This window comes from Aquicella siphonis (assembly GCF_902459485.1).
Lineage (GTDB): Bacteria > Pseudomonadota > Gammaproteobacteria > DSM-16500 > DSM-16500 > Aquicella > Aquicella siphonis.
The window spans coordinates 863,387-884,383 of the sequence record NZ_LR699119.1 but is presented as its reverse complement, the minus strand read 5'-3'; the positions used below and the strand labels follow the sequence as shown (position 1 = coordinate 884,383).

At 49.6% G+C, this 20,997-nt stretch carries 18 protein-coding genes; 4 read left to right on the top strand and 14 right to left on the bottom strand.

All coding sequences use genetic code 11. The features are described 5' to 3' along the window. The first annotated feature begins 17 nt into the window (after positions 1 to 17). The 4 genes from AQULUS_RS04140 to AQULUS_RS04125 all read left to right on the top strand — a co-directional run bounded on the left by AQULUS_RS04140 (position 18) and on the right by AQULUS_RS04125 (position 6,713). On the top strand, positions 18 to 1,736 hold the full coding sequence (locus AQULUS_RS04140) for an acyl-CoA dehydrogenase family protein (protein WP_148338841.1): 1,719 nt from the start codon (positions 18 to 20) through the stop codon (positions 1,734 to 1,736). Between the two features lie 300 nt (positions 1,737 to 2,036). Then, positions 2,037 to 3,320 (top strand): MFS transporter, encoded by a 1,284-nt coding sequence (locus AQULUS_RS04135; RefSeq protein WP_148338840.1) that lies wholly within the window; start codon positions 2,037 to 2,039, stop codon positions 3,318 to 3,320. A gap of 25 nt (positions 3,321 to 3,345) precedes the next feature. Then, complete coding sequence (locus AQULUS_RS04130) at positions 3,346 to 4,650, top strand: M20/M25/M40 family metallo-hydrolase (RefSeq protein ID WP_148338839.1); 1,305 nt, start codon at positions 3,346 to 3,348, stop codon at positions 4,648 to 4,650. A gap of 143 nt (positions 4,651 to 4,793) precedes the next feature. Beyond that, entirely contained in the window at positions 4,794 to 6,713 is a 1,920-nt protein-coding gene (locus tag AQULUS_RS04125) for a hypothetical protein (protein ID WP_148338838.1), read from the top strand. A gap of 48 nt (positions 6,714 to 6,761) precedes the next feature. Here the strand turns inward: AQULUS_RS04125 and AQULUS_RS04120 are convergent, their stop codons facing one another. The 14 genes from AQULUS_RS04120 to AQULUS_RS04055 form a co-directional block, all read right to left on the bottom strand. After that, positions 6,762 to 7,241, bottom strand: a complete 480-nt coding sequence (locus AQULUS_RS04120) for a hydrogenase maturation protease (RefSeq protein WP_148338837.1) — start codon at positions 7,239 to 7,241, stop codon at positions 6,762 to 6,764. Next, a complete protein-coding gene (locus AQULUS_RS04115) occupies positions 7,238 to 8,530 on the bottom strand; it encodes a Ni/Fe hydrogenase subunit alpha (protein ID WP_148338836.1) in 1,293 nt (430 codons plus the stop codon). Before AQULUS_RS04115 ends, AQULUS_RS04120 begins: the two co-directional genes overlap by 4 nt. Continuing rightward, positions 8,520 to 9,320: an NADH-quinone oxidoreductase subunit B family protein gene (locus AQULUS_RS04110; protein ID WP_148338835.1), complete on the bottom strand. Its 801-nt coding sequence runs from the start codon at positions 9,318 to 9,320 to the stop codon at positions 8,520 to 8,522. The genes AQULUS_RS04115 and AQULUS_RS04110 overlap by 11 nt, the downstream gene beginning before the upstream one ends. 1 nt (position 9,321) lies before the next feature. Next, positions 9,322 to 10,167, bottom strand: coding sequence for an FAD/NAD(P)-binding protein (locus tag AQULUS_RS04105; RefSeq protein WP_148338834.1), 846 nt, complete (start codon positions 10,165 to 10,167; stop codon positions 9,322 to 9,324). Continuing rightward, the gene (locus AQULUS_RS04100) at positions 10,167 to 11,330 is read right to left on the bottom strand and encodes a 4Fe-4S dicluster domain-containing protein (protein ID WP_148338833.1); all 1,164 of its coding nucleotides are present in this window, start codon (positions 11,328 to 11,330) and stop codon (positions 10,167 to 10,169) included. The genes AQULUS_RS04105 and AQULUS_RS04100 overlap by 1 nt, the downstream gene beginning before the upstream one ends. A gap of 11 nt (positions 11,331 to 11,341) precedes the next feature. Continuing rightward, positions 11,342 to 12,430 (bottom strand): hydrogenase expression/formation protein HypE, encoded by a 1,089-nt coding sequence (gene hypE / locus AQULUS_RS04095; protein ID WP_148338832.1) that lies wholly within the window; start codon positions 12,428 to 12,430, stop codon positions 11,342 to 11,344. After that, positions 12,427 to 13,548 carry a hydrogenase formation protein HypD gene (gene hypD / locus AQULUS_RS04090; protein ID WP_148338831.1) on the bottom strand — a complete coding sequence of 374 codons (1,122 nt, stop codon included), beginning with the start codon at positions 13,546 to 13,548 and terminating at the stop codon, positions 12,427 to 12,429. The genes hypE and hypD overlap by 4 nt, the downstream gene beginning before the upstream one ends. Further along, positions 13,545 to 13,790: a HypC/HybG/HupF family hydrogenase formation chaperone gene (locus AQULUS_RS04085; RefSeq protein WP_232051826.1), complete on the bottom strand. Its 246-nt coding sequence runs from the start codon at positions 13,788 to 13,790 to the stop codon at positions 13,545 to 13,547. The genes hypD and AQULUS_RS04085 overlap by 4 nt, the downstream gene beginning before the upstream one ends. A gap of 58 nt (positions 13,791 to 13,848) precedes the next feature. Further along, the gene (gene hypF, locus AQULUS_RS04080; protein ID WP_148338830.1) at positions 13,849 to 16,113 is read right to left on the bottom strand and encodes a carbamoyltransferase HypF; all 2,265 of its coding nucleotides are present in this window, start codon (positions 16,111 to 16,113) and stop codon (positions 13,849 to 13,851) included. After that, positions 16,110 to 16,850, bottom strand: coding sequence for a hydrogenase nickel incorporation protein HypB (gene hypB / locus AQULUS_RS04075; RefSeq protein ID WP_148338829.1), 741 nt, complete (start codon positions 16,848 to 16,850; stop codon positions 16,110 to 16,112). The genes hypF and hypB overlap by 4 nt, the downstream gene beginning before the upstream one ends. Then, positions 16,850 to 17,191 (bottom strand): hydrogenase maturation nickel metallochaperone HypA, encoded by a 342-nt coding sequence (hypA, locus tag AQULUS_RS04070; protein WP_148338828.1) that lies wholly within the window; start codon positions 17,189 to 17,191, stop codon positions 16,850 to 16,852. The genes hypB and hypA overlap by 1 nt, the downstream gene beginning before the upstream one ends. A 6-nt stretch (positions 17,192 to 17,197) precedes the next feature. Next, positions 17,198 to 17,875, bottom strand: a complete 678-nt coding sequence (locus tag AQULUS_RS04065) for a HoxN/HupN/NixA family nickel/cobalt transporter (RefSeq protein WP_148338827.1) — start codon at positions 17,873 to 17,875, stop codon at positions 17,198 to 17,200. A gap of 142 nt (positions 17,876 to 18,017) precedes the next feature. Further along, entirely contained in the window at positions 18,018 to 19,394 is a 1,377-nt protein-coding gene (gene phaZ, locus AQULUS_RS04060) for a polyhydroxyalkanoate depolymerase (RefSeq protein WP_148338826.1), read from the bottom strand. A 234-nt stretch (positions 19,395 to 19,628) separates the two neighbouring features. Next, a complete protein-coding gene (locus tag AQULUS_RS04055) occupies positions 19,629 to 20,861 on the bottom strand; it encodes a hypothetical protein (protein ID WP_148338825.1) in 1,233 nt (410 codons plus the stop codon). Positions 20,862 to 20,997 lie beyond the last annotated feature (136 nt).

Here is a 20,997-nt window from a genome sequence, read left to right as displayed (position 1 = left end):
CTAGGGATGAATGGCTGATGAATATAAAAGCGGATAATACAGGAAAAGGTCGCCAGGCCATATCTGATTGGCTGATGGACTGCCGGAAAAACGTCTATGCTGCAGATAGGGATTACGCGCACACGATTAAGCATGCGCTGCCAGCCGATTTTACAAGACTCCATCCGGAACTGGAATCCTTTGGGCTGAAGGTGGCGGCTGAGCTGGAACCGCTGGTGACGGAAAACAATCTTTCGTACAATCTTCCCCGCATCGAGCATTACGACGCGGCGGGCAACCCGCACCAGCGCGTCATCCACCATCCGTCATATCGTGAAGCCGGAAACATTATCTACGGCACGCAAATGTTAAAGCGCATGTCCCGCCCTGGCGGAATGACGGAATGCCTGGCGTTTCTGTTTTTATCCTCGCAGGCAGGCGAAGCAGGCCACAACTGCCCCGCCGCGTGTTCCGCCGGCATCATTCGTGTGCTGCAAAAAACACCGGATTTTCCTGGAAAACAGGCTTACATTGAAAGATTGACGGCGTCTTCTTACGATACGAATTATACAGGGGCACAATTCCTGACTGAAATACAGGGCGGTTCCGATGTTGGCCTGAATGCGGTGGAAGCCCGCCGCGAAAATGAAAACGTTTGGCGCATCCGGGGTGAAAAATGGTTTTGCTCAAACGCGGGCGCGGATCTCATATTCCTTACCGCACGGCATGATCCCGGCATTCCCGGTACAAAGGGATTGGGATTATTTCTCGTACCGGCTTTATGGAACGGAGAACCCAACCATTACTTCATCAGAAGACTGAAAGACAAGATTGGCACACGCTCCATGGCGACGGGTGAAGTCGATTTTCAGGACGCCTATGCCTTGACACTGGGAAATGTCGAAGATGGATTTCATCTGGTCATGGATAATGTGTTACATCTATCCAGGCTGTTCAATACCATATGCGTACTGGGCATGGCAAGGCGCGCGTTTTTTCAGGCCTGCCATTATGCCCGCCGCCGCATCGTCTTTTCAAAATCCGTCATTGCACATCCCCTGGCCGCGGAAAACCTCGCACGCATAAAATCAGAAAATTCAGCCATGCTGGCTGCCGTATTTGCGACAGCACGCCTGCAGGATGAATATGATACCGGCGCCGCCAGCGGCGAGAATGTAAAACTTTTACTGCGTCTGCTGGTCAACATGCAAAAATACCTGTCAGCGCAGTGGTCCGTCCAGCATATTCATCATGCGCTGGATACGCTTGCCGGCAACGGGACGATCGAAACCTTTTCCGCCATCCCGCGCTTGCTGCGCGATAGTATCGTGTGTGAAAACTGGGAAGGCACGCATAATGTTTTGCGCGCGCAAATACTCAAGGATATTTTAAAATTTGACCTGGATTCCCTGTATATTTCCTATATGCGCGCCGAGATGAATAAACTCAAAACACTATCGGAGATTCTTCAGCCGGTACAGGACGAACTTGCCCGTCTGGAAACCCTGATAAAAACATTTCGTGAACAGGAAACGGATTTGCAGCAACTGCAAATCCGGCAACTTGTCGATCGCATGGTTATCCTATATTGTGCCGTCATGCTCTATCATGAGGCAGTTGATCAGCAAACCCGTGAAAAGTCAGATTCAAAAATGGATTGCTTACGGTATTTTTGCCTGACGCGCCTTGGCAGCCAGAAAGCCAGCCTGGATCGCGGCTATTTGAATCTGATATCACGAATCATGCAAACAGACTAACATTTTTTCGCGAATATCGAAGGTGCTCATTGAACTGCGCCAGTCTTTAAGCATGACAGATGAGCGACTGGATTTCAGGATGAAATCCCTTGCCACATGGATGTGGCGTATGGAGCGAATTAGTCATGCTTAAAGACTGGCGCAGTTCAATGAACATCCTCCCAATATCAAAGCCGCCTCTCTTAGATTGATGCTGTACCATGATTCCAAGACCGTACATATTGACTTCACCAAGTCATTCTTTTATTCTTCTGTCCACTTTCCAATCAATCACATCCCACACCCCATGAGGTTTGCAGAATGCAAGCGTTAGCTAAACGAAATATGTGGCATATTATCCTGGGCGGGACTATTGGCAATTTAAACGAATGGTACAATTTTTTATTGTATGGGTATCTTGCTTCCACCATTTCGCAGCTTTTTTTCCCATCAAAAAACTCACTCCTGTCCCTCACTTTGACTTTTACCGTTTTCGCCCTCAGCTTCTTTGTGCGCCCATTAGGCGGAGTCCTGTTTGGCTGGATTGGAGACACTTACGGCCGGCAGCGCGCTCTGATCTTATCACTGGTCATGATGGGTGTGCCCACGTTATTGATTGGCTGTCTGCCTACTTATGACAGTATTGGCCTGGCCAGCCCGATACTTCTTTGCCTGTTACGGATCAGCCAGGGATTATCCGCCGGTGGAGAACATACTGGATCGGCCGTCTATATCGCCGAATACGCGCCTGCGTCGCGCCGGTCACTATGGGTCAGCACCGTGCCAACCAGCGCCGCGCTGGGCATTTTAATCAGCTCAACCGCATCTTTGCTGATCATTAACAGCTTTTCCCAACAGCAGCTTTTGGCATGGGGATGGCGTGTAGGTTATTGGGCCGGGGCCGCTCTTTGTCTTGTCAGTATCCTTTTACGTATCACCATGCCCGAAACGCCATATTTCAGAAACCGGCAGAATGAAAAAATGGAACGAAAACGCTACCCAGTCTCCGCATTATTGAAGGATCACCGTGTATTCAAAAATCTGCTCATTGTAATTGGTCTGGCAAGCTGCTGGGGTATTTTCTATCAGATATTGTTTATCTGGATGCCGACTTATCTTACTAACGTGCAGCACTACAGCCATGAATTTGCACTGCAAGTAAACAGCTTTTATATTTTATGCCTGGCCTGTCTGGTATTGATGTTTGGATATGTTTCAGATTATATCAACCGCAAGGCAATCCTGTACGCCTCCTGTATCGCCATGGCTATTCTGGCTTACCCCTTGTTTGTCATGTTTTCATCCGGCTCTATCTCGCAAGTTTATATCGCCATGGGAACTTTCACCTTCATCTTCAGCCTGTTCCTGCCGACCGCGTTTGTCAGCATGGTTGAATCGTTTGACACGCTAAACCGATACACAGGCCTGTCATTCGGCTTCAACATCGGCCTGGCTGTTTTTGGCGGAACTTGTCCGCTGATTGCGACCTGGCTGATAGAAATGACAAAAAACAATTCCTCTCCCGCGATATATATGATTCTGGCATCGTGCTTCGCACTCTGGACATCCACTCATATCCAGGAAAAGAGAGGTCAGCCTATTTAATTCACCCTGAAAAATGGTCATTTGCATGCGTGTTACACGACAGCTTCTCCGATTAAGTATTCTGATTATTGTGCTTGCTTCCAGGACGGCGCAAGCCATTCCTCTGGATCAGACAGAAAATCAAATCATTGACCATATAAAACAGAACCGCACCAGACAGATACGGATGCTGGAAGAACTGGTCAATGTAAACAGTGGCACAATGAATATACCGGGCATCCGCCGTGTTGGAAATCTGCTGCGGAATGAGCTTGAGCAACTCGGATTTAAAACCAGGTGGGCAGATCTGCCAGCCGGCATGCAGCGGGCCGGCACACTGATCGCCGAGCGCACGGGAACAAAGGGCAAGAGACTGCTACTGATAGGACATCTGGATACTGTCTTTCCCAATGACGCCACGTTCAATAAATTCGTACGCCGCGGCAATCATGCGACAGGTCCCGGCGTCATTGACGACAAGGGAGGCGATGTCATACTGCTTTACGCCTTGAAAGCCCTGGAGGCGGCCCATGCTCTGAATAATACATCCATTACCGTCGTCCTCACAGGAGATGAAGAAAATTCCGGAAAGCCCGTCTCAATCTCAAGAAAATCCCTGATCGACGCCGCCCGTCACAGCGATGTTGCGCTGGATTTTGAATGGGCCATCACGGCCGATACCGCAGCGATTGCCCGCCGCGGCATAGCGAAATGGGTGATTGAAGCACGAGGAACCGAAGCGCATTCGTCTGAAATTTTCCAGAAAACCGCCGGATTTGGCGCCATCTATGAAATATCGCGCATTCTCGACACCATGCGGACGGCACTTTCCGGCGAACGCTATCTGACTTTCAGCCCAGGCCTGATTTTCGGCGGCACCACAGCTCGTTATAATAAAAACGCATCGCAAGGCGTGGCATTCGGGAAGGATAATGTCATCGCGAAGAACACAATGGCAACCGGAGACTTGCGCTTTTTAACACTGGAGCAAAAGCAATCCGCTGAAAAACAGTTTGAAGCAATTGTAAACAATCATTTGCCCGGAACAATCGCTTCCATCAAGTTTGAAGACGGCATTCCCGCCATGCCGCCTGCTTCCGGCAATATTGAATTATTAAAAAAATACAGCAACGCCAGTTTTGATGCGGGACATGGCCACATCAAACCGCTGGACCCCGGCCTGAGAGGCGCGGGCGATATTTCACATATCGCCTCTATCGTACCGGCAAATCTGGCCGGACTGGGCGCGCTGGGAACAGGCGCGCATTCGCACGCGGAAACCATCAATCTTGACTTTCTGACAGTGCAGACAGAGCGCGCCGCCTTGTTGATTTACCGGCTCACGCGTTAATGGAATCTTTCCCGCGCCAACCCTGCCTCGCGACAAACGACGGCGATCAATGTATCCGCATATGCAAGCTGTTGTTAATTAATAATCAAATAAATTCCACATCGATTATACTTTAATAATAAGCACGCTGACGCGAGGACAGCATGAAAGCACGCAGCAATGACATCAAAGCCGTCATTAATGGTATTTGGTTTTCACCTGACGGCAGCGTCAGAGCCAGTGTAATTGATAATCTGGTGAAGATCAAAGCTGATATTGACGCCGCAGGATATGAAAATGAATATCAGGTATGCTTATGGACCGACGCGTCCATCCTCGATCCGCAAGCCAGGCATGTACTCGAACAAAACGGCATCGTCATCAAGGATTATCGCGACATCAACTGCACCGATGAAAAATCCATCAAGCTCATGAGATGGATAGATCGTCTGGTCAAACTGGGCAATGAAAAAGACAAATTGCCCTACGCCATGGCCGCAGACACATTACGCCTTTTTTTACTGTTAAAAGTATATCCTGATATCCACCCTGAAATGACAGGAATATATATCGATTGCAACGACATACGCCTGAAAAATATTCCCGACCCGGAAACGCTTAGACGCCGGCTGGCGGGCAGCCAGACAGGGCTTGCGCTCAATCCGCTTAAATACCAATTCAATACCGATCTGGTTTATGAAATTATGCCCATGATCAATAATGACGTGATTCTTGCTTATCGCACAGGGCATGAGATTGAATTCGATGAATTTTTAGATTGTCATCTGAACAATCTGGAATATATGAATGCTGAAATCAAAAAGCGGACAGGGCATGGTTTCATCAGGGCTTACCGGAAATCACAGCATATCAAGGAAAATTCTGATGATATCGCGCTTGCCGAAGCGATTGAATTCGGCATACCGCATACTTTTAATGTGTATGTCTGCCACGCACCGCCAAAAGTATATTTATACAATTGGGGCGCGGCCATACAGGTGCGCCCCGTAGAGATAGAATCTGCCGTCTCCTATTTTGAAATCGAACACCATAAGGAAGAAGGCTTGACCTGGGCGCCCAAGACCGGCCAGAAAAGACATGGGTTATTTGACAACGTAAGCCCGGATGCCGCCGAAAAATCCGGCTTCTGGAAACAATTATTTCATGACCGAAACAACATGGTTACTGCATTCAGAAAACTGCATGAAAGCGGCATACCTTTCTCACCTTACGAAGACTATTTGCGCAGCCACCCTGACTCTGCTGTTTTTATCGCTGAAGGAGCAATATTGCTGCATCATGATGCTTCACTCGCGCGTCTCTATCAGGAAATATTGTCAAAATGGGAGTCCGAACAGCATGGTTATTATTTTTCCTCTGCCGATAATGTCGCGCAATGCCTGGCGCGTCTTCAAGCCAGCGCAATGCTGAATGATCTAACGTCACGTCTTGTAGCTGATCATCCTTATCACGCTCACACCCTGGCTTCAAGCTGGACGGGGTTGAGTGAAATGGAACAGGATCTACCGCATATAATTATTCAAATTTCCGACGATCACCCAGTGCAAATGCTGGCCGCGGGGTTCAAATTGTTAGGATACGGCAAGGTTGAAAGAGATGAAACACTTTACATCCTTAGGAAATATTCATCCCTGCTTGATAAAAATCATGGCTCGCAGTTTAGCAGCTACCTAAATGATGAGATGGACATGCTGATCAGCATGGGCGCCATGACTGCGAGGACGTTCGATATCATGGCCAATTATCTTGACACCCGATTTAACGCTTCGGCTGACGAATCACACCATGATATTGATTTTGTGCTGGATGAAAAACGGATTGCCACCCAGCTGGTCGGCATCCTGCAGCAATCATCTTCAGCGAAAAACACCCAGTCAGAGGAAATGCTCGAGAAAATTCATTCTGATCCTCTTTACCAGAATGCGTTGTCCGTCTATGCTGCCAGCCTGCTGGAAAAAATGAACTTCCATGATCTTAAAAATTTACGCGTGGAACAGATAAAAAGCGAATTACAGGAAATTGCCCAACCGCGCCCCAGCAGAAGAAGATTCCACTTCGATTGACCCGCTTTTTCTGCCTGATTCTCCGTCAAAATCCATCCTTGCCCGAAATTAAATCAGGCCCGCCAATGTGCGGGTTATCTCAGCCTCTACACGTGCAACGAGGTGACAGACGGCCCGCGCCACTGAAGAAGAAATATCCCTGCCATGAGCCGCCTGAAGGATTTCAACGCCATAAAATATGATGTTTTCGGGCAATTGGTTCAGCGCCCGGCCTATTTGCAGCGCCTGCGCCACCCCCATCTCATGCGATGAAACAATGCATTGCGCTTCTTCAATTTCCATATTCTGGAACCGATGAATCGCGCCGATCGCACCGCCCGACACGACCGCATCGATGATATAAACGATATTTTCCCCTTGCCAGTAGTCAAGCAACCGCATGCCGGGCCTGTCATAGATTTCAATACACAGCATATCCGGCGCATACGATTGGATTGCTGCGCGCTGGGCCAGCAATTCCGCCGCTTTCCAGCCAGCCTGGTCATCACCGTAGGGTGAACCGATGCCTAGTACTTTTATCCTGCTCATAAACGGTTGACTTTCAGACTGAGAAAATGTGTGGAACAGGATATGCAAGGGTCATAGTTTCGGATAATTCTCTCACTGTATGCGCGCAATTCGTCAGGTGACTTGTCCAGACCCAGCTTCAGCAGCGAATATCGCAAGTCTTCCTCAATACGCGCCTGATTCTGACTGGTCGGGGGGATAATGCGCGCAGACCTGACTGTTCCGGCCGCGTCGAATTCATAATGATGCCACAACATCCCTCTGGGCGCCTCGGTGCAGCCGAATCCATGACCGGCGCGCGGCACGGGCGTACTGAAAGCAGACTCGGGAAGGGTGTAATCACTCAGAATACGAATGGCTTCCAACACACAATAGTATATTTCAACCGCGCGGGCAAGAATGCTTTGGTGCATATTCTTGGAAGGGAAACGAATGCCCAGACGTTTCAACAATAAATGAATTTCAGCAGGCAGATGCCCGTAGCAATTGTTTACTCTGGCCAGCGGGCCCACCAGATAATCCCGCCCCTGCAGTTTACAATGCAAGGCGTTAGAGTACGACACCTGATATTCCTTGAAACAGGAATCAAATTGATTGCCAGCAATGTTCAACCCATGATCCGAGACAATATTCCCTTCATTCATCGGATATTCAGCAGGATGATAAAGTGAAACACATACAAACTCATGTGAATTATCAGGAAGCGGCAATGCGGCGAGCCAAACAATCAAATCCTCGCAATCGCGGATTCTCTCCTTCGCCAGCTTTAACAGCTTGCTTGCCTGATCCGGACCGGGTGCGCGATAAAATCCTCCTACACACGCGCCAACAGGATGAACTGAGCGCGCGCCGAATAACTTGATCAATTCATTCCCGAAAGCCTGCAGCCTCAAACCGCGCCGCACTTCCTGAGGGCACTGCCGCGCCAGCTCGGCCGCAGACTTGCATCCGAATAAATCAGGCGCCGCGAGAAGGTGAATATGCAAACTATGACTTTCAATCCATTCGCCGCAATAGAATAACCGGCGCATTTCACGCACCCAGGGACCGGGATTTATATCGAAACAGTTTTCAATCGCATGGGCGGCACTCATTTGATAGGCAACCGGGCAAATCCCGCAAATGCGGGCAACCATGTCCATGACATCCGTATAAGGACGATTTTCCAGGAATTTCTCAAACAGGCGCGGCGGCTCATAAATCCTGAGGCGCAAGGATTCTATGGCCTGATTTCGAATTGTCAGTTCCAGCGCGCCTTCTCCTTCAACACGCGCCAGAATCGGAACATTCAGAGTGATACTATGACTCATTGATGATTTTAATTCCCTTGAAGTATTGACCCGCCTGATTGAATGCGGGCGCTTGATTGTTGATATGCAAAAACCGGGCGGCGATGGCGTCCTTTGACAATCCTTCATACTGTTCAAACCAGCGTCCCAGCGATTTTGTATTTGGGTTTTCGTGGGGGCCATAGCAACCGTAGCAGGCCCGGCCCACAGAGGGACACAAGGCACCGCAGCCTGTTTGTGTCACCGGCCCCATGCAAGGCTGATTTTTCGCAACCAGAACACACACATTGCCATTGCGCTTGCATTCAATACAAACGGAGTCGTGTTTGATGCGCGGCGAAGCGCGAGACAACAGCGAGCGGATGGCTTCCATGACTTGCCCTGTATTTACCGGACACCCCCATAACTCCCAATCCACGCGTATGTGGTGCGATATGGCCGTAGAATTTTCCAGGGCCTGAATCGTACCCGGCGCCGCATAAACCGCGGCCATCCATTCTTTGTGGCTGGCAAAATTTCGCAGCGCCTGTATCCCTCCCGCAGTCGCGCACGCACCTATGGTGATAACATAAGTACTGTTCTCGCGTACCTGCCGGATACGCTTTTCTTCATCAGGCGTTGAGATGCTGCCCTCCACAAAGGCGATATCGACTTTTGCACCCGGATCCACCATTCCAAATTCGGAAAAATGCACAATGTCCATCAGACCTGAAAGCGTGATTAACGCTTCACCTGAATTCAGAAATGCCAGTTGACAGCCGTCACAAGAAGTGAATTTATGCACCGCCAGCCGTGGTTTGGTGAAATCCATGCTAAAATCCCGCTGTTCTGAATAATCCCTTGATTTCCGGATAGGCGAAAACAGGGCCATCCTTGCATACAAAAAGACCGCCATACTGGCAATGACCGCAATGCCCTATGCCGCACTCCATGTTTCGCTCCATGCTCAGATAAATAGCCTGCTCTGGAATCCCCTGTCTGTCCAAGGCGCTGATGGCGGTATGCATCATCATTTCCGGCCCGCACATCATGCAAATGGTTTTATCCGGATTCAGCTCAAGTGTTTGTATCATGTCCGTGACATAGCCCACATTCCACGGCCACTTTGGTCCCGCCTGGTCAGCAGCGATGTGGATTTCAGTATGCGGCGACTGCTGCCATTTTTCATATTGTTTGCGAAAAATGAAATCATCACTGTGTTTGACACCTTGCAGGATTTTCAAATTTCCATACTGGTTTCTTCTTGCGAGAATATAATTGATAATGGACACCGTTGGAGCACAGCCCAACCCTCCCGTGACAACGACAATATCTTTGCCTTGAACCTTATGCAGCGGCCAGCCCCGGCCGAACGGACCGCGGATACCAATGCGGTCACCTGGCTGCAATCTTTGCAGCGCCCTGGTGACGCGCCCCAGGGCGCGTATGGTATGACTGATAATATGCGTTTCTTCCGGGTCGGACACGATGGATATCGCCACTTCGCCGACACCATAAAGATAGACCATATTGAATTGTCCCGGGTAAAACGAGTAAAGATGATGGTGATGACGCTCGGCGAAACTGACATGCAGCGTAAAAATGCTGGATGATTCATGCGTGCATTTCACGACTTCGGCTTCGACAGGCAAATACGGATCCATAAGAATTCCGTTCATCACGTTTTTTCCCTTTCATTCGATTCGCCGGAAATCGCAGCCAGTTCCTGGGTCAGGTCAATACCAACGGGACACCATGAAATACAGCGGCCGCAGCCCACGCATCCACTCACGTCAAATTGATCAAACCAGCTGCCAACCTTATGCGTCAACCATTGACGATAGCGTTTTCGCGTATCATCGCGGATGATTTTTCCATTCAGATAACTATGGCCGGCGGTAAAACAGGAGTCCCATTCGCGCGTGTGCTCACTGCAGGAGCCATCCAGGTTTTGCCTGTCCGACTCGCTATGGCAAAAACACGTGGGACAAACCTGGGTGCAGTTGCCGCAGGAAAGACAGCGGTCAGCCACCTCATCCCAGCGCGGATGATCCAGATTGGAGAATAATAAATCACGCAAGCCATAGCCATTATCCAGCGGAATGCGTTTGACCTGCATCGCGGCGGCATGCTCGACATTTTGAACGGCCTGGCTGCATTGAGCCGACCTTGCCTCTTCCAGGCTCATTTCAACCATGATTTCCCGGCCGCGCGCGCTGCCGCATTCGACGGCAAAACCGCCATCGATTTCAGTCATTAAAATATCATACTGCCTGGCTCCGGCGGCTCCGCACACACCGGCGCTTTTCACATTTGGACCCGTACCGGCTGAAACACAAAAACAGTTTTGTGATGAATAACTGCAATTAACAGCAACAACAAATAAATTCTCACGGCGTGCCTGGTAACGCGGATCAATATTTTTTCCATGCAGAAAAACCTTGTCCTGAACCGCCATCGCCGCCAAATCGCAGGCACGCGCGCCCAGAATGGCAAGAGGCGCTTCTTTGGGCTGATGCGGTTTGAATTCCAGTTTGCCCTCTTCATTACGAACCACCTTCCACACCGTTTCCCGCGGCCTGAACAAAACCGGTTTAATGGCTTGCGCCCCATTTGAAAAGGCAAACGCTTTTTTTTCATCTGTCACTTCCAGCCGGTATTGTCCAGGAGACTGGTAATCGCGCATTCCCCACGGTAGTTCACTGGCGCGATCCAGCTGTTCATACACAATGGCGCCATCACGCGCTTTCGGTCCTATGCAGACAAACCCGGCATGGCCTAAGGCATCTATCAGATCTTGCAGCCCGTCATGCGGAAGAAAATAACTGGTTTCTCCATTCATTCCCTGTCCTCTTAACAAATCCTGGGTAACTGCTCTCCAGCAAGCCAGTCTACAATCCGCATACCGCCCAGCCGTGTTTTTAGTTGAACAAAGTGCCGTGAATCCTCAATTACCGTCCCTATCACAGCCGCAAAGGTTCCCAGGGGATGGGAGCGCATGACAGCCAATAATGTATCCGCCTGACCGGATGGGCAGACGGCCACCAGCTTGCCTTCATTGGCGACGTAGAGAGGATCAAGACCCAGTAATTCACAGGCGCCCGCCACTTCCCTGCGCACTGGAACACAGCTTTCATCGATCACAAAGCCGGTTTTTGACTGCACAGCCAATTCATTCAATGTGGTGGCCAATCCTCCGCGCGTGGGATCGCGCAGACAATGAATGCCGGGAACCGCCTTCACCATGTCTGCGACCAGTTCATGCAGGGCAGCGGTATCAGACTGTATGTCAGTCTGAAATTGCAGATGATTCCGATGCGCCATGATGGCGACGCCATGATCGCCTATGTAACCATTCACCAGAATACTATCCCCCGGCCTGGCATTATTTCCTGAAATATTGACATGATCCGGCACGACGCCGATACCTGTAGTCGTGATAAACACGCCGTCGCCTTTCCCGCGCTCAACGACTTTCGTATCACCCGCGATGATGGCGACATTCGCCGCTTGCGCGGCGCGCGCCATGGATGCCACGATTTTTTGCAAGTCCGCCAGAGGAAAGCCTTCCTCCAGAATAAAGCCGGCTGACAGGTACAAGGGTTTGGCGCCAGACATGGCGATATCATTGATTGTTCCGTAAACAGCCAGACAGCCAATGTCTCCACCCGGAAAAAACAGGGGAGAAACAACATGCGCGTCAGTTGTCATGACCATGCGGCCTGCGGATACGGAAAAGAGTGCCTGGTCATTTCTTTGTGCCAGCCATTCATTGTCAAAAGCATCAAAAAATAATTGGTCAATCAACTGCGCCATCGCGCGGCCGCCGCTGCCATGGCTCAATTCGACATGACCATTTTTGAAGTTCAGCTTGGGCCCGGTTATTTTACCGGAGAGCCCCGTCACTCTAGCGCCTGTCTTTCCAGCCAATGCTTCCGTCATATGCTGTTTACCCGTCCGTAGGCATATACTGCCGCGCATGCCCCTTCTGATGACACCATGCACGATCCAAGCGGATTTTCCGGCGTGCAGACTTTTGCGAATAATTTGCAGTCAGTGGGTTTTTTAATGCCGCGCAGTACCGCGCCGCATTCACATTGCTTGTGTTCCAGGCCGTTTGTTTCAGGGAGCACAAAGCGCTTTTCCGCGTCAAACTCTGCATAGGCATCCCGGATTCTCAATGCACTGAGGGGAATAAAGCCCAAACCCCGCCATTCAAAACGATCACGCAGTTCCAGGACTTCATCCATGATTTTTTGTGAAACCCGGTTTCCAGTCCGGTTAACCGCGCGCGTGTACTGAATCTCGACTTCACAACGGTTTTCATTGATCTGACGTATAAGCATGAGAATGGAATGCAACACATCCAGGGGTTCAAACCCGGATATGACAATCGGCTTCTGAAATCGTTGGCTCACACTCTCATAGGCCTGGCTGCCAATGACAATACTCACATGCGCCGGCCCTACAAATCCATCCAGTTTCACTGATCCCTCTGTTTCACTTTGTGACTGCAGCAGACTTTCCATCGCCGCGGGTGTCAGCACATGATTACAGAACACGCTGAAATTTGTCAGTTTCAATGCTTTTGCCTGAAGGATAGCGTGAGCCGTGGGAGGCGTGGTGGTTTCAAATCCAATCGCGAAAAATACCACTTGTTTATGCGGGTTTTGCCGCGCGATGGCCAGTGCGTCATCGACTGCATAAACCATGCGAACATCCGCACCCTCTGCCTTGATTTTTAAAAGATTTTTTTGGCCCGATCCCGGCACTCTCAACATATCGCCATAACTGCACAATATCACTGAGGGATGAGAAGCGAGCGCTATTGCCTTATCAATACGCGCGATAGGCAAGACACAGACAGGACAGCCCGGGCCATGAATCATTTCTACATGATCAGGCAGCAAACCCGGCAGCCCGTATCGATGAATGGCATGAGTGTGGCCGCCGCAAAACTCCATGAGTTGATAGCGGCGGCCGGGCTGAGCATGCCGCGCGATTTCCCGCGCCAGGCCGGCGGCGAATTCACCCTTGCGGAAATCCTCGATATACTTCAATGATCATTTCCTTCCTGAAACAGATCCGCGAATAATTGCAGTGTTTTTTGTGCCTCCTGTTCATCCAGCCGCGTCAGCGCGTAGCCGACATGAATGATGACATACTCTCCCGCTGAGACCGTCTCCAGCAAGGAAGTGGAAATTTCCTTTCTGACGCCGCCCAGACTGACAATGGCGCGCTGATCTTCAAGTAATTCGATAACTTGTGCAGGTAAAGCCAGACACATAAACATCCTTTTCATTTTCACTCGGCACTCATGCCCGGCCAGACATCGGTCTAGCAGCCGGGATTGACCCGCATCACATTCTCCCCGCAATCCACGCCTGCCCCAGCGACAAACCGCCATCATTAGGCGGAATGCTGCGAGGCAGTATGGCTTTTAATCCTTTTTCAGCCAGCCGGTTAATCAATCCCTCGGCAAGCACTTTATTCAAAAAACAGCCTCCGGCTAATAGTACCACATCAACGGAATGACATTCCGCTGCCTTTATGATCCATTCAACCATACCCGCTGTCAGAGTTCCATGGAAGAGATTGGCTCCCCGCACAGGATCCATATCGAATAAACGCGCCAGCACCGGCAGCATGTTCAGGCATCCGTTTTCCACTCTCCATCCCTCTGGCAAAATCACCGGTTTCGTCACCAGACTTTCCAACTGCATCGCCGCCTGTCCTTCATATCTTGAAACTCCCGTGACACCCAATATGCCGCTTGCCGCATCGAACAAACGGCCGCCGCTGCTGGTCAATGAAGTATTAAGACCTTTTTCCAACAGGGAAGACAAGAGGCCGGCATGAGGATATTGCCCGAATCGATGCGGTATTTCCTGGCCGCGCCCCAACAAATGCAAAACACTCGCCGCCATGCGCCAGGGTTCGCGCGCGGCGATGTCGCCGCCTGGCAGCGGCAAGGGAGTGAGATAACCCAGCCGCTTGCAGGCAGTATTTTCCAGCAAAAACAATTCACCGCCCCAGGCTTCCCCTTTTGCGCCGTATCCGTACCCGTCCAGCGCCAATCCCAACGCAGGTGTCAGTATATGCTGTTCAGCGGCAACAGCGGCCAGGTGCGCGTGATGGTGCTGGACAGCATAAACGGGAAGGCCGTAATGCTGCGCAAATTGTGTCGTGTAAAAATCCGGATGGAAATCATGCGCGATCCGCTCAGGACGGATATCAAGAAATTCCATGAAATGATTGAGTGACTCATGAAAAAAATCAATGGCAGCCTTGTTATTCAGCGTGCCGATATACGGAGAAACGAATGCTTCATCCGCGCGCGTAAGGCAAAAAGTATTTTTAAGATGTCCGCCTAACGCCAGGGTTGAAGGAAGAGCGTGCGCTAGTCTGACAGGTGACGGCACATAGCCCCTGGAGCGGCGGATAAAAACCGGCGCATGGTCAATCACGCGCACCACCGAATCATCCGCGCGGCATACAATTTCACGGTTATAGAAAATGATACGATCAGCAATGCCGCACAACTCACGCAGTGCCGTTTGATCATCCGCCACCAGCGGATCGCCGCTTCGATTTGCGCTGGTCACGACCAGCACATAGGGATGGTCTTCCTCCAGCCAGGCGTGCCCCGCGGGAAATCCTGCCAGGGCGTGAAACATCAGGTAATACAGCGGAGTATAAGGAAGCATGACACCGATTGTCGACAATCCAGGCGCGATGACATCCAGGAAGTTCCGACTCACGCCAGAGTGCAAATGACTCGCGCAAACATGACTATCAAAGCCGCGGCCGGGCAGCAGCACGATGGGACGCTCCTTGCTTTCCAATAACCGTTTGGAATGTTCACACACATGCGCGAGACAGCTTGCGCTGGCGGCATTGAGCGTCATCAGTGCCAAGGGTTTCGCTTCACGGTTTTTGCCTTCGCGCAGCCTTCTTACTGTCCCGCTGTTTTTCGCATCACAAATGAGTTGATAACCTCCCTGGCCTTTTAAAGCAATGATTTCTCCGTCACGAAGATATTGTGCGGCCTGGGCGATGGAGTGTGTCAGACGCGGACCGCAAGCCGCGCATGCTACGGGTTGGGCGTGATAGCGGCGGTTTTCCACATCGGTATAGTCGCGGCGGCAATCCGGGCAAAGCGGAAAAACATCCATGGAGGTATGGTGGCGGTCGTAAGGCAGCCGCCGCGTAATTGTCAGACGCGGGCCGCAATGAGTGCAGTTCAGGAATGGATAGAGGTAATAACGGCTTGCCGGATCAAACAATTCAAACAGGCAGGCGTCACAAATCCCTGCGTCCGGCGAGATCAGCGTATTCACCGGGCCGGATCTGCTCTGAATAATTTGAAAGGTCTTTTCGTCCTGCTCGCGAGGAATTCGTTTCGATTGAACCTGATAGACTCTTGCCAGAGGGGGAAGTTCCGCCATCAGACACGGTAAAAAGCTGGAAACAGAGGCTCCCTGTATTTCTATCAGCACACCCTCGGCATTATTCTGTACCCATCCGGTCAGATCCAGACGGCGTGCGGTTTGACAAGCATGGGGCCGGAATCCAACACCCTGGACCTGGCCTTTGATGTGGATACGCAATCGTTCCGGTTTCATTTCTGTTTCTGCATCAGCCATTGATACCAATGTGTCAAACCCTGGCCGTTGTTGGCGGACAAAGCGATGACTTCCAGACCGGGCCTGATTCGCCGCGCGTAATCCATGCATTTGTCCACATCGAATTCGACATAAGGCAGCAAATCAGTTTTGGTCAAAATCATCAAATCCGCGAACCGGAACATGTCGGGATATTTAAGCGGCTTGTTGTCACCCTCCGCGACCGAAAGCACCACGATTTTATAATGCTCTCCCAAATGAAAGTGGGCGGGACACACGAGATTTCCGATATTTTCAATGAATAAAACCATGCGTTCGCGTAACGGGAGCTTTTCCACCGCGTGTCCGATCATATGCGCGTCCAGATGACAGACCTTGCCTGTATTAATCTGCACCGCCGGCGCGCCGCTCGCTTCAATCACTGCAGCATCGTATTCGGTCTGCTGGTCGCCGACGATCACCGCAGACAGTATGTTTTCTTTCAATGCCGAAATGGTTTTAGCCAACAAAGTTGTTTTTCCGGAGCCGGGACTGGACATCATGTTAATTGCCAGGATTCTGTTTCTCGAAAAAAAATCCTGATTTTGTCGTGCGAAGTGATTGTTACGGGAAAAAATATCCTTTTCGATATTTATCCATTCGTGATCGTCATGAGCATGGACAGCCATGGCACTGTCTCCGTGCGAATGAACCGCCATGTCATGATTGTTTTCCGAACAACCGCAAATCCCGCACATTATTCCGCCTCCATGGATTTAACGCGTAACTCTTCTCCTTGAATAACAGTCAGCGCATATCCTCCGCAATCATCACAGGCATCGGAGTACTGACTGATATTAACCGTTTTACCGCAGGATTCACAACGTGCCTTTCCAGGAACGCTAATAATTTCCAAGATGGCGCCATTGGCGATGGTGTTCCTGGCGGCCACAGTAAAGCTGAATGCCAGGGCTGATGGCTCGACTGCAGCCAGCGCACCGATTTCCAGACTTATCTTTTTAACACGCTTCTGCCGCCTGCCCGCGGCAGACTGAAGAACGATTTCGATAATGTTTTTGCTCAGCCATAATTCATGCATAATCAATCAGATCAATTTGCTCAGATTAAACGCGCCTACAGACAGGCTGAAAACGGAAATCATCAATCCCAGCATGCTGGAAAACAGCAAAGAGATTTTGTCCGTTCTTCCAATCAACGCGGAAACGAAATAACCATTTATACCATCCGACAACATCATTCCCAGTGTAAAGACCACGCCCAATATTCCCGAAAACAGCCACCCCGTCAACAGGGATGCGGAAATGGAAAACAATGCCGCCTGGCTGAGGGTGTCAAAAGAGATCGCATAGAGCGCACCGATTAACATGATAAAAACCGGATGGCATCTTGGCCCCAGCAGCAGGGTATAAAACCGTGCCTTCAGACTCACGGCAGAAACAGCGCATTGCGAGCCTCGCAATACATTCCAGAGGGTGGCAAACCCAAATGCAAACAAAAAAAATATCGATATGGCCACGCCAAATGGATCAAGCCAGGCGGGAAGCTGTGACTGCATGATACCGCTGCCAATTATCAGACTGGCAGCCGTGACTATCAAACCATGCCCCGATGAAAATAATATGCCGCTCATTTTACTCAATTGCTGGCGCGAGCGCGTAGTCCGAGTGATTGCATCGATAGTGGCGATGTGATCCAGGTCAAAACCATGCCTGAAACCCAATCCAAACGCCGTGATAATTAAAACTATCCCTGAAGTATTCATTCGCCTTGATCCTGAACCGGCTCAATATATCCATTCAATTGCAATGCATGATGAAAACGCAGTATAACGCCGACGGATACTTAATATCCAGGGTAATCCGCGTGTGAATCCCCGCTTATGCCTGGTTTCTCTCATTCCATGATTATACTTTTTCTTTGGTAGTTTTTCTTGTCTGTCCAGAATGATTTTTACCAGAAAGACGGTGACCGTGCTTCTCAGTGAAAGCTTGAATTTCAGGGATAATCATCTTGCGAAACTTGCTCCCACTGAACAAACCATAGTGTCCCACCGTTTCAGCCAGGAAATATTTTTTCATTGAATCCGGCAGGCTCTTGCAAAGTTCAAGCACGGACTTGGTCTGACCCATGCCTGTAATATCGTCACGCCCGCCCTCAATCGCCAGAATCGCCGTATTCCTGATATCTTGCAGTCTGACATTATGACCGCGTGATTTATAGCGGCCCGTCGATAATAATCGCTCCTGAAACACGGTATTGATAGTCTGCATATAAAATTCAGCGGTCAAGTCCATAGTTGAAAAATATTCGAGGTAGAATTTGACCGTCTTGAATGCGCTCTCTCGATTATTTTCAGAAAAGTCATCTATCGCCTTCTGCAGAGATTCAAAATGTCGCTGCAAATTCATACTCATAAAACCTGCAAGCTGCATAAAACCGGGATAGACCAGCCTCATGGCGCCAGGGAATCGTCCGGGCACGATAGAGATGACATTCTGTTGAAACCAATCGTCGCCTCTAGAGGTGGCAAGCTCATTGACAGACGTCGGTGACTGACTCGTATCTATAGGTCCGCCAAGCAATGACACGGTGCGCGGCACTTTGGGATCGTTTGCAGTAGACATCAGGGCGAGCGCCGCCAGCACGGGAACAGTTGGCTGACAGACAGCCATGACGTTAAGATCGGGCCCCAATAAGCGTAAGAATGAAATCACATATTGAATATATTCATCCAGATCAAATGATCCCTCAATCAAGGGAACGTCCCGTGCATTTTTCCAGTCAGTAATATAGACGTCATAATATGGCAGCATGCTCGCAACCGTATCGCGCAGCAAAGTCGCATGATGCCCCGACATGGGCGCAACCAAAAGCATTTTAGGCATAATGTTTTGATCGTCATTAAGTTTTTTAAAATGCAAAAGATTGCAAAAACTCTTTCTGTCTACAATTTCCTCTGTCACATCAACATATGCATCACCGACTTTCACTTCGTTGATATCGAAACCCGGCTTGTCGTATATATTGGTGAACATACGGTAGACATACAAATAGCCCGCCATTTTCCTGTATTGACTGGCTGCAAGCCGTTGACATTCCGAATACATTTCCTTTTCCCTGTCTGAAAGATAGGGAATATTCACTGGCAGATCAAGCGAATCGGCCATTCTTTTAAATCGCTTCGCCATATTCATGCAATAATCAGAATAAGGCTGCAGCGATCGCATGGCAAAATCATAGACATTATAGAGTGAGCGGTTATCAAGCGGATTATGAAACATGCCTGTTTCCCTTTTAGCGTGCTGCATCTATGATGATGACTTTCATCCGTTTTGAATTCATATATTTAATTATATCACGGCCACGCAATGGCTGAGCCATGGTTTGCTTTTATCATGAATGCAGTTTGACGACCCATCATCCGCAATCATGTTCACGCACTTAACTGTTTAATTTAATAAGGAATTCTGCAAAAGCAAGCCTCTGGGCTAGACACATTATGATATCTTGGTTCATCAAACCCTTCCTGGTCTGTGCATTCTCTTTTCTTCCTCCTTACGCGCAGCTTCTATCTTTTTGCTCCATCGTTCTTCACCCATGCGATTGACTTCCCGGTTCAGGGCACTTTTTTTAACCGTGTCATCCATTATCCTGGAAGCCTTGGTCAACGGACTGGAGGAGAAGAGAGAAGCAAATCGCCCTCTCTTTTCCACATTCAGATTGTTTTTGATTGTGTGCTGAATATTTTTTAATGACGTTGATGAAGCTTTCAAAGCGGTTTTATGCTGCTCCAGATCCGCTTTTCTCCGGTTCAGCCTGGCTTGTTCTTTTTCCAGTCTGGATATGGTGGAAGCAAATTTCTTCTTCTCACTTGCCTCATCACCGGATTCGTTTCCTTCAGCCTCAGAATCGACGTCCATAAGATCGATATCTGATTGTATTTTTTGTATCTTGGCATTTATTTTCTTGATTTCGTCGCCAGCCCGCCTGTATTCATCCGCTGGGCCGGGCAGCGCCTGTAATTCCCTGACCGTTTTTTTAATAACACCGGCTTGCTGTTCGCTGAGCTTGTGTTCGCGCGCGAACTTTTCCAGCTTGCCCACCAGTGTTGCAATAAGCTGTCTGAAATCTTTCAATGTGGGAATATTGAATTCTATCTCCAGATCTTTAAGCAGGGATATCGCTGATTCCACCTGCTCATCCTGCAGGGTGTTTTTATCCAGAATCCTTTTGATTTCGCCTAATATCATCGAATACCGCATCGATTGCTGGTAAGGCCTGGCAATAAATGATTCCGGCGCCTCCGTGATAAATTTGCCTTCACCCCCTCTCGGATCCGGTTTCTGAAATGCATTTTCCAGCCTGGCATACAAGTCAGGATGATTTTTTTTCAAGTCTGCGAAAAAAGCCTTGAAGGCGACTTGCCGGGTCTCCGCCGCGAGAATTGCGCGCCATGTCACCATGAACGCACTGTCTTCCTCGCCGGAATTGATGATATCGGAGATTCCTTGTATTGACTCTTGCACATCGCCAGACGTGTCCAGCTCCTCGAAAGGATTGCCTCTCAGCACACGATACGGTCTTAAAAATGCATCCAGTTGATCTGTCTCGCTTTGGGGAAGCTCATCCATTAGTTCTTCCACTGCATCCACGAACCGGTTCATGTTTTCATGAAACTCACGGGTGACTTTGTGAAACTCATCCACTGGCATTCTAACAACTTCCAGATCCGACCGCTGGGTATTCATACTCATCCTCACTCAGGTTTGCTTTGTATCAAAAATCATAGACTGCTATCGCCGTCACGCAGCAGCCTCTCCTAATACTTTCATAAGGTTGCTTTGCTATAGTATGCGCGTTTTTATCAAAAAAATGTCATGATTT

Coding starts and splice junctions, on each gene's coding strand:
- AQULUS_RS04055 (WP_148338825.1), bottom strand. CDS start 20,861: ATGAATACCCAGCGGTCGGATCTGGAAGTTGTTAGAATGCCAGTGGAT.
- AQULUS_RS04065 (WP_148338827.1), bottom strand. CDS start 17,875: ATGAATACTTCAGGGATAGTTTTAATTATCACGGCGTTTGGATTGGGT.
- AQULUS_RS04120 (WP_148338837.1), bottom strand. CDS start 7,241: ATGAGCAGGATAAAAGTACTAGGCATCGGTTCACCCTACGGTGATGAC.
- AQULUS_RS04140 (WP_148338841.1), top strand. CDS start 18: ATGAATATAAAAGCGGATAATACAGGAAAAGGTCGCCAGGCCATATCT.
- hypE (WP_148338832.1), bottom strand. CDS start 12,430: ATGACGGAAGCATTGGCTGGAAAGACAGGCGCTAGAGTGACGGGGCTC.
- AQULUS_RS04105 (WP_148338834.1), bottom strand. CDS start 10,167: ATGAACGGAATTCTTATGGATCCGTATTTGCCTGTCGAAGCCGAAGTC.
- hypA (WP_148338828.1), bottom strand. CDS start 17,191: ATGCATGAATTATGGCTGAGCAAAAACATTATCGAAATCGTTCTTCAG.
- AQULUS_RS04110 (WP_148338835.1), bottom strand. CDS start 9,320: ATGGATTTCACCAAACCACGGCTGGCGGTGCATAAATTCACTTCTTGT.
- hypB (WP_148338829.1), bottom strand. CDS start 16,850: ATGTGCGGGATTTGCGGTTGTTCGGAAAACAATCATGACATGGCGGTT.
- AQULUS_RS04085 (WP_232051826.1), bottom strand. CDS start 13,790: ATGAAAAGGATGTTTATGTGTCTGGCTTTACCTGCACAAGTTATCGAA.
- AQULUS_RS04125 (WP_148338838.1), top strand. CDS start 4,794: ATGAAAGCACGCAGCAATGACATCAAAGCCGTCATTAATGGTATTTGG.
- AQULUS_RS04115 (WP_148338836.1), bottom strand. CDS start 8,530: ATGAGTCATAGTATCACTCTGAATGTTCCGATTCTGGCGCGTGTTGAA.
- AQULUS_RS04135 (WP_148338840.1), top strand. CDS start 2,037: ATGCAAGCGTTAGCTAAACGAAATATGTGGCATATTATCCTGGGCGGG.
- AQULUS_RS04130 (WP_148338839.1), top strand. CDS start 3,346: ATGCGTGTTACACGACAGCTTCTCCGATTAAGTATTCTGATTATTGTG.
- phaZ (WP_148338826.1), bottom strand. CDS start 19,394: ATGTTTCATAATCCGCTTGATAACCGCTCACTCTATAATGTCTATGAT.
- hypF (WP_148338830.1), bottom strand. CDS start 16,113: ATGAAACCGGAACGATTGCGTATCCACATCAAAGGCCAGGTCCAGGGT.
- AQULUS_RS04100 (WP_148338833.1), bottom strand. CDS start 11,330: ATGAATGGAGAAACCAGTTATTTTCTTCCGCATGACGGGCTGCAAGAT.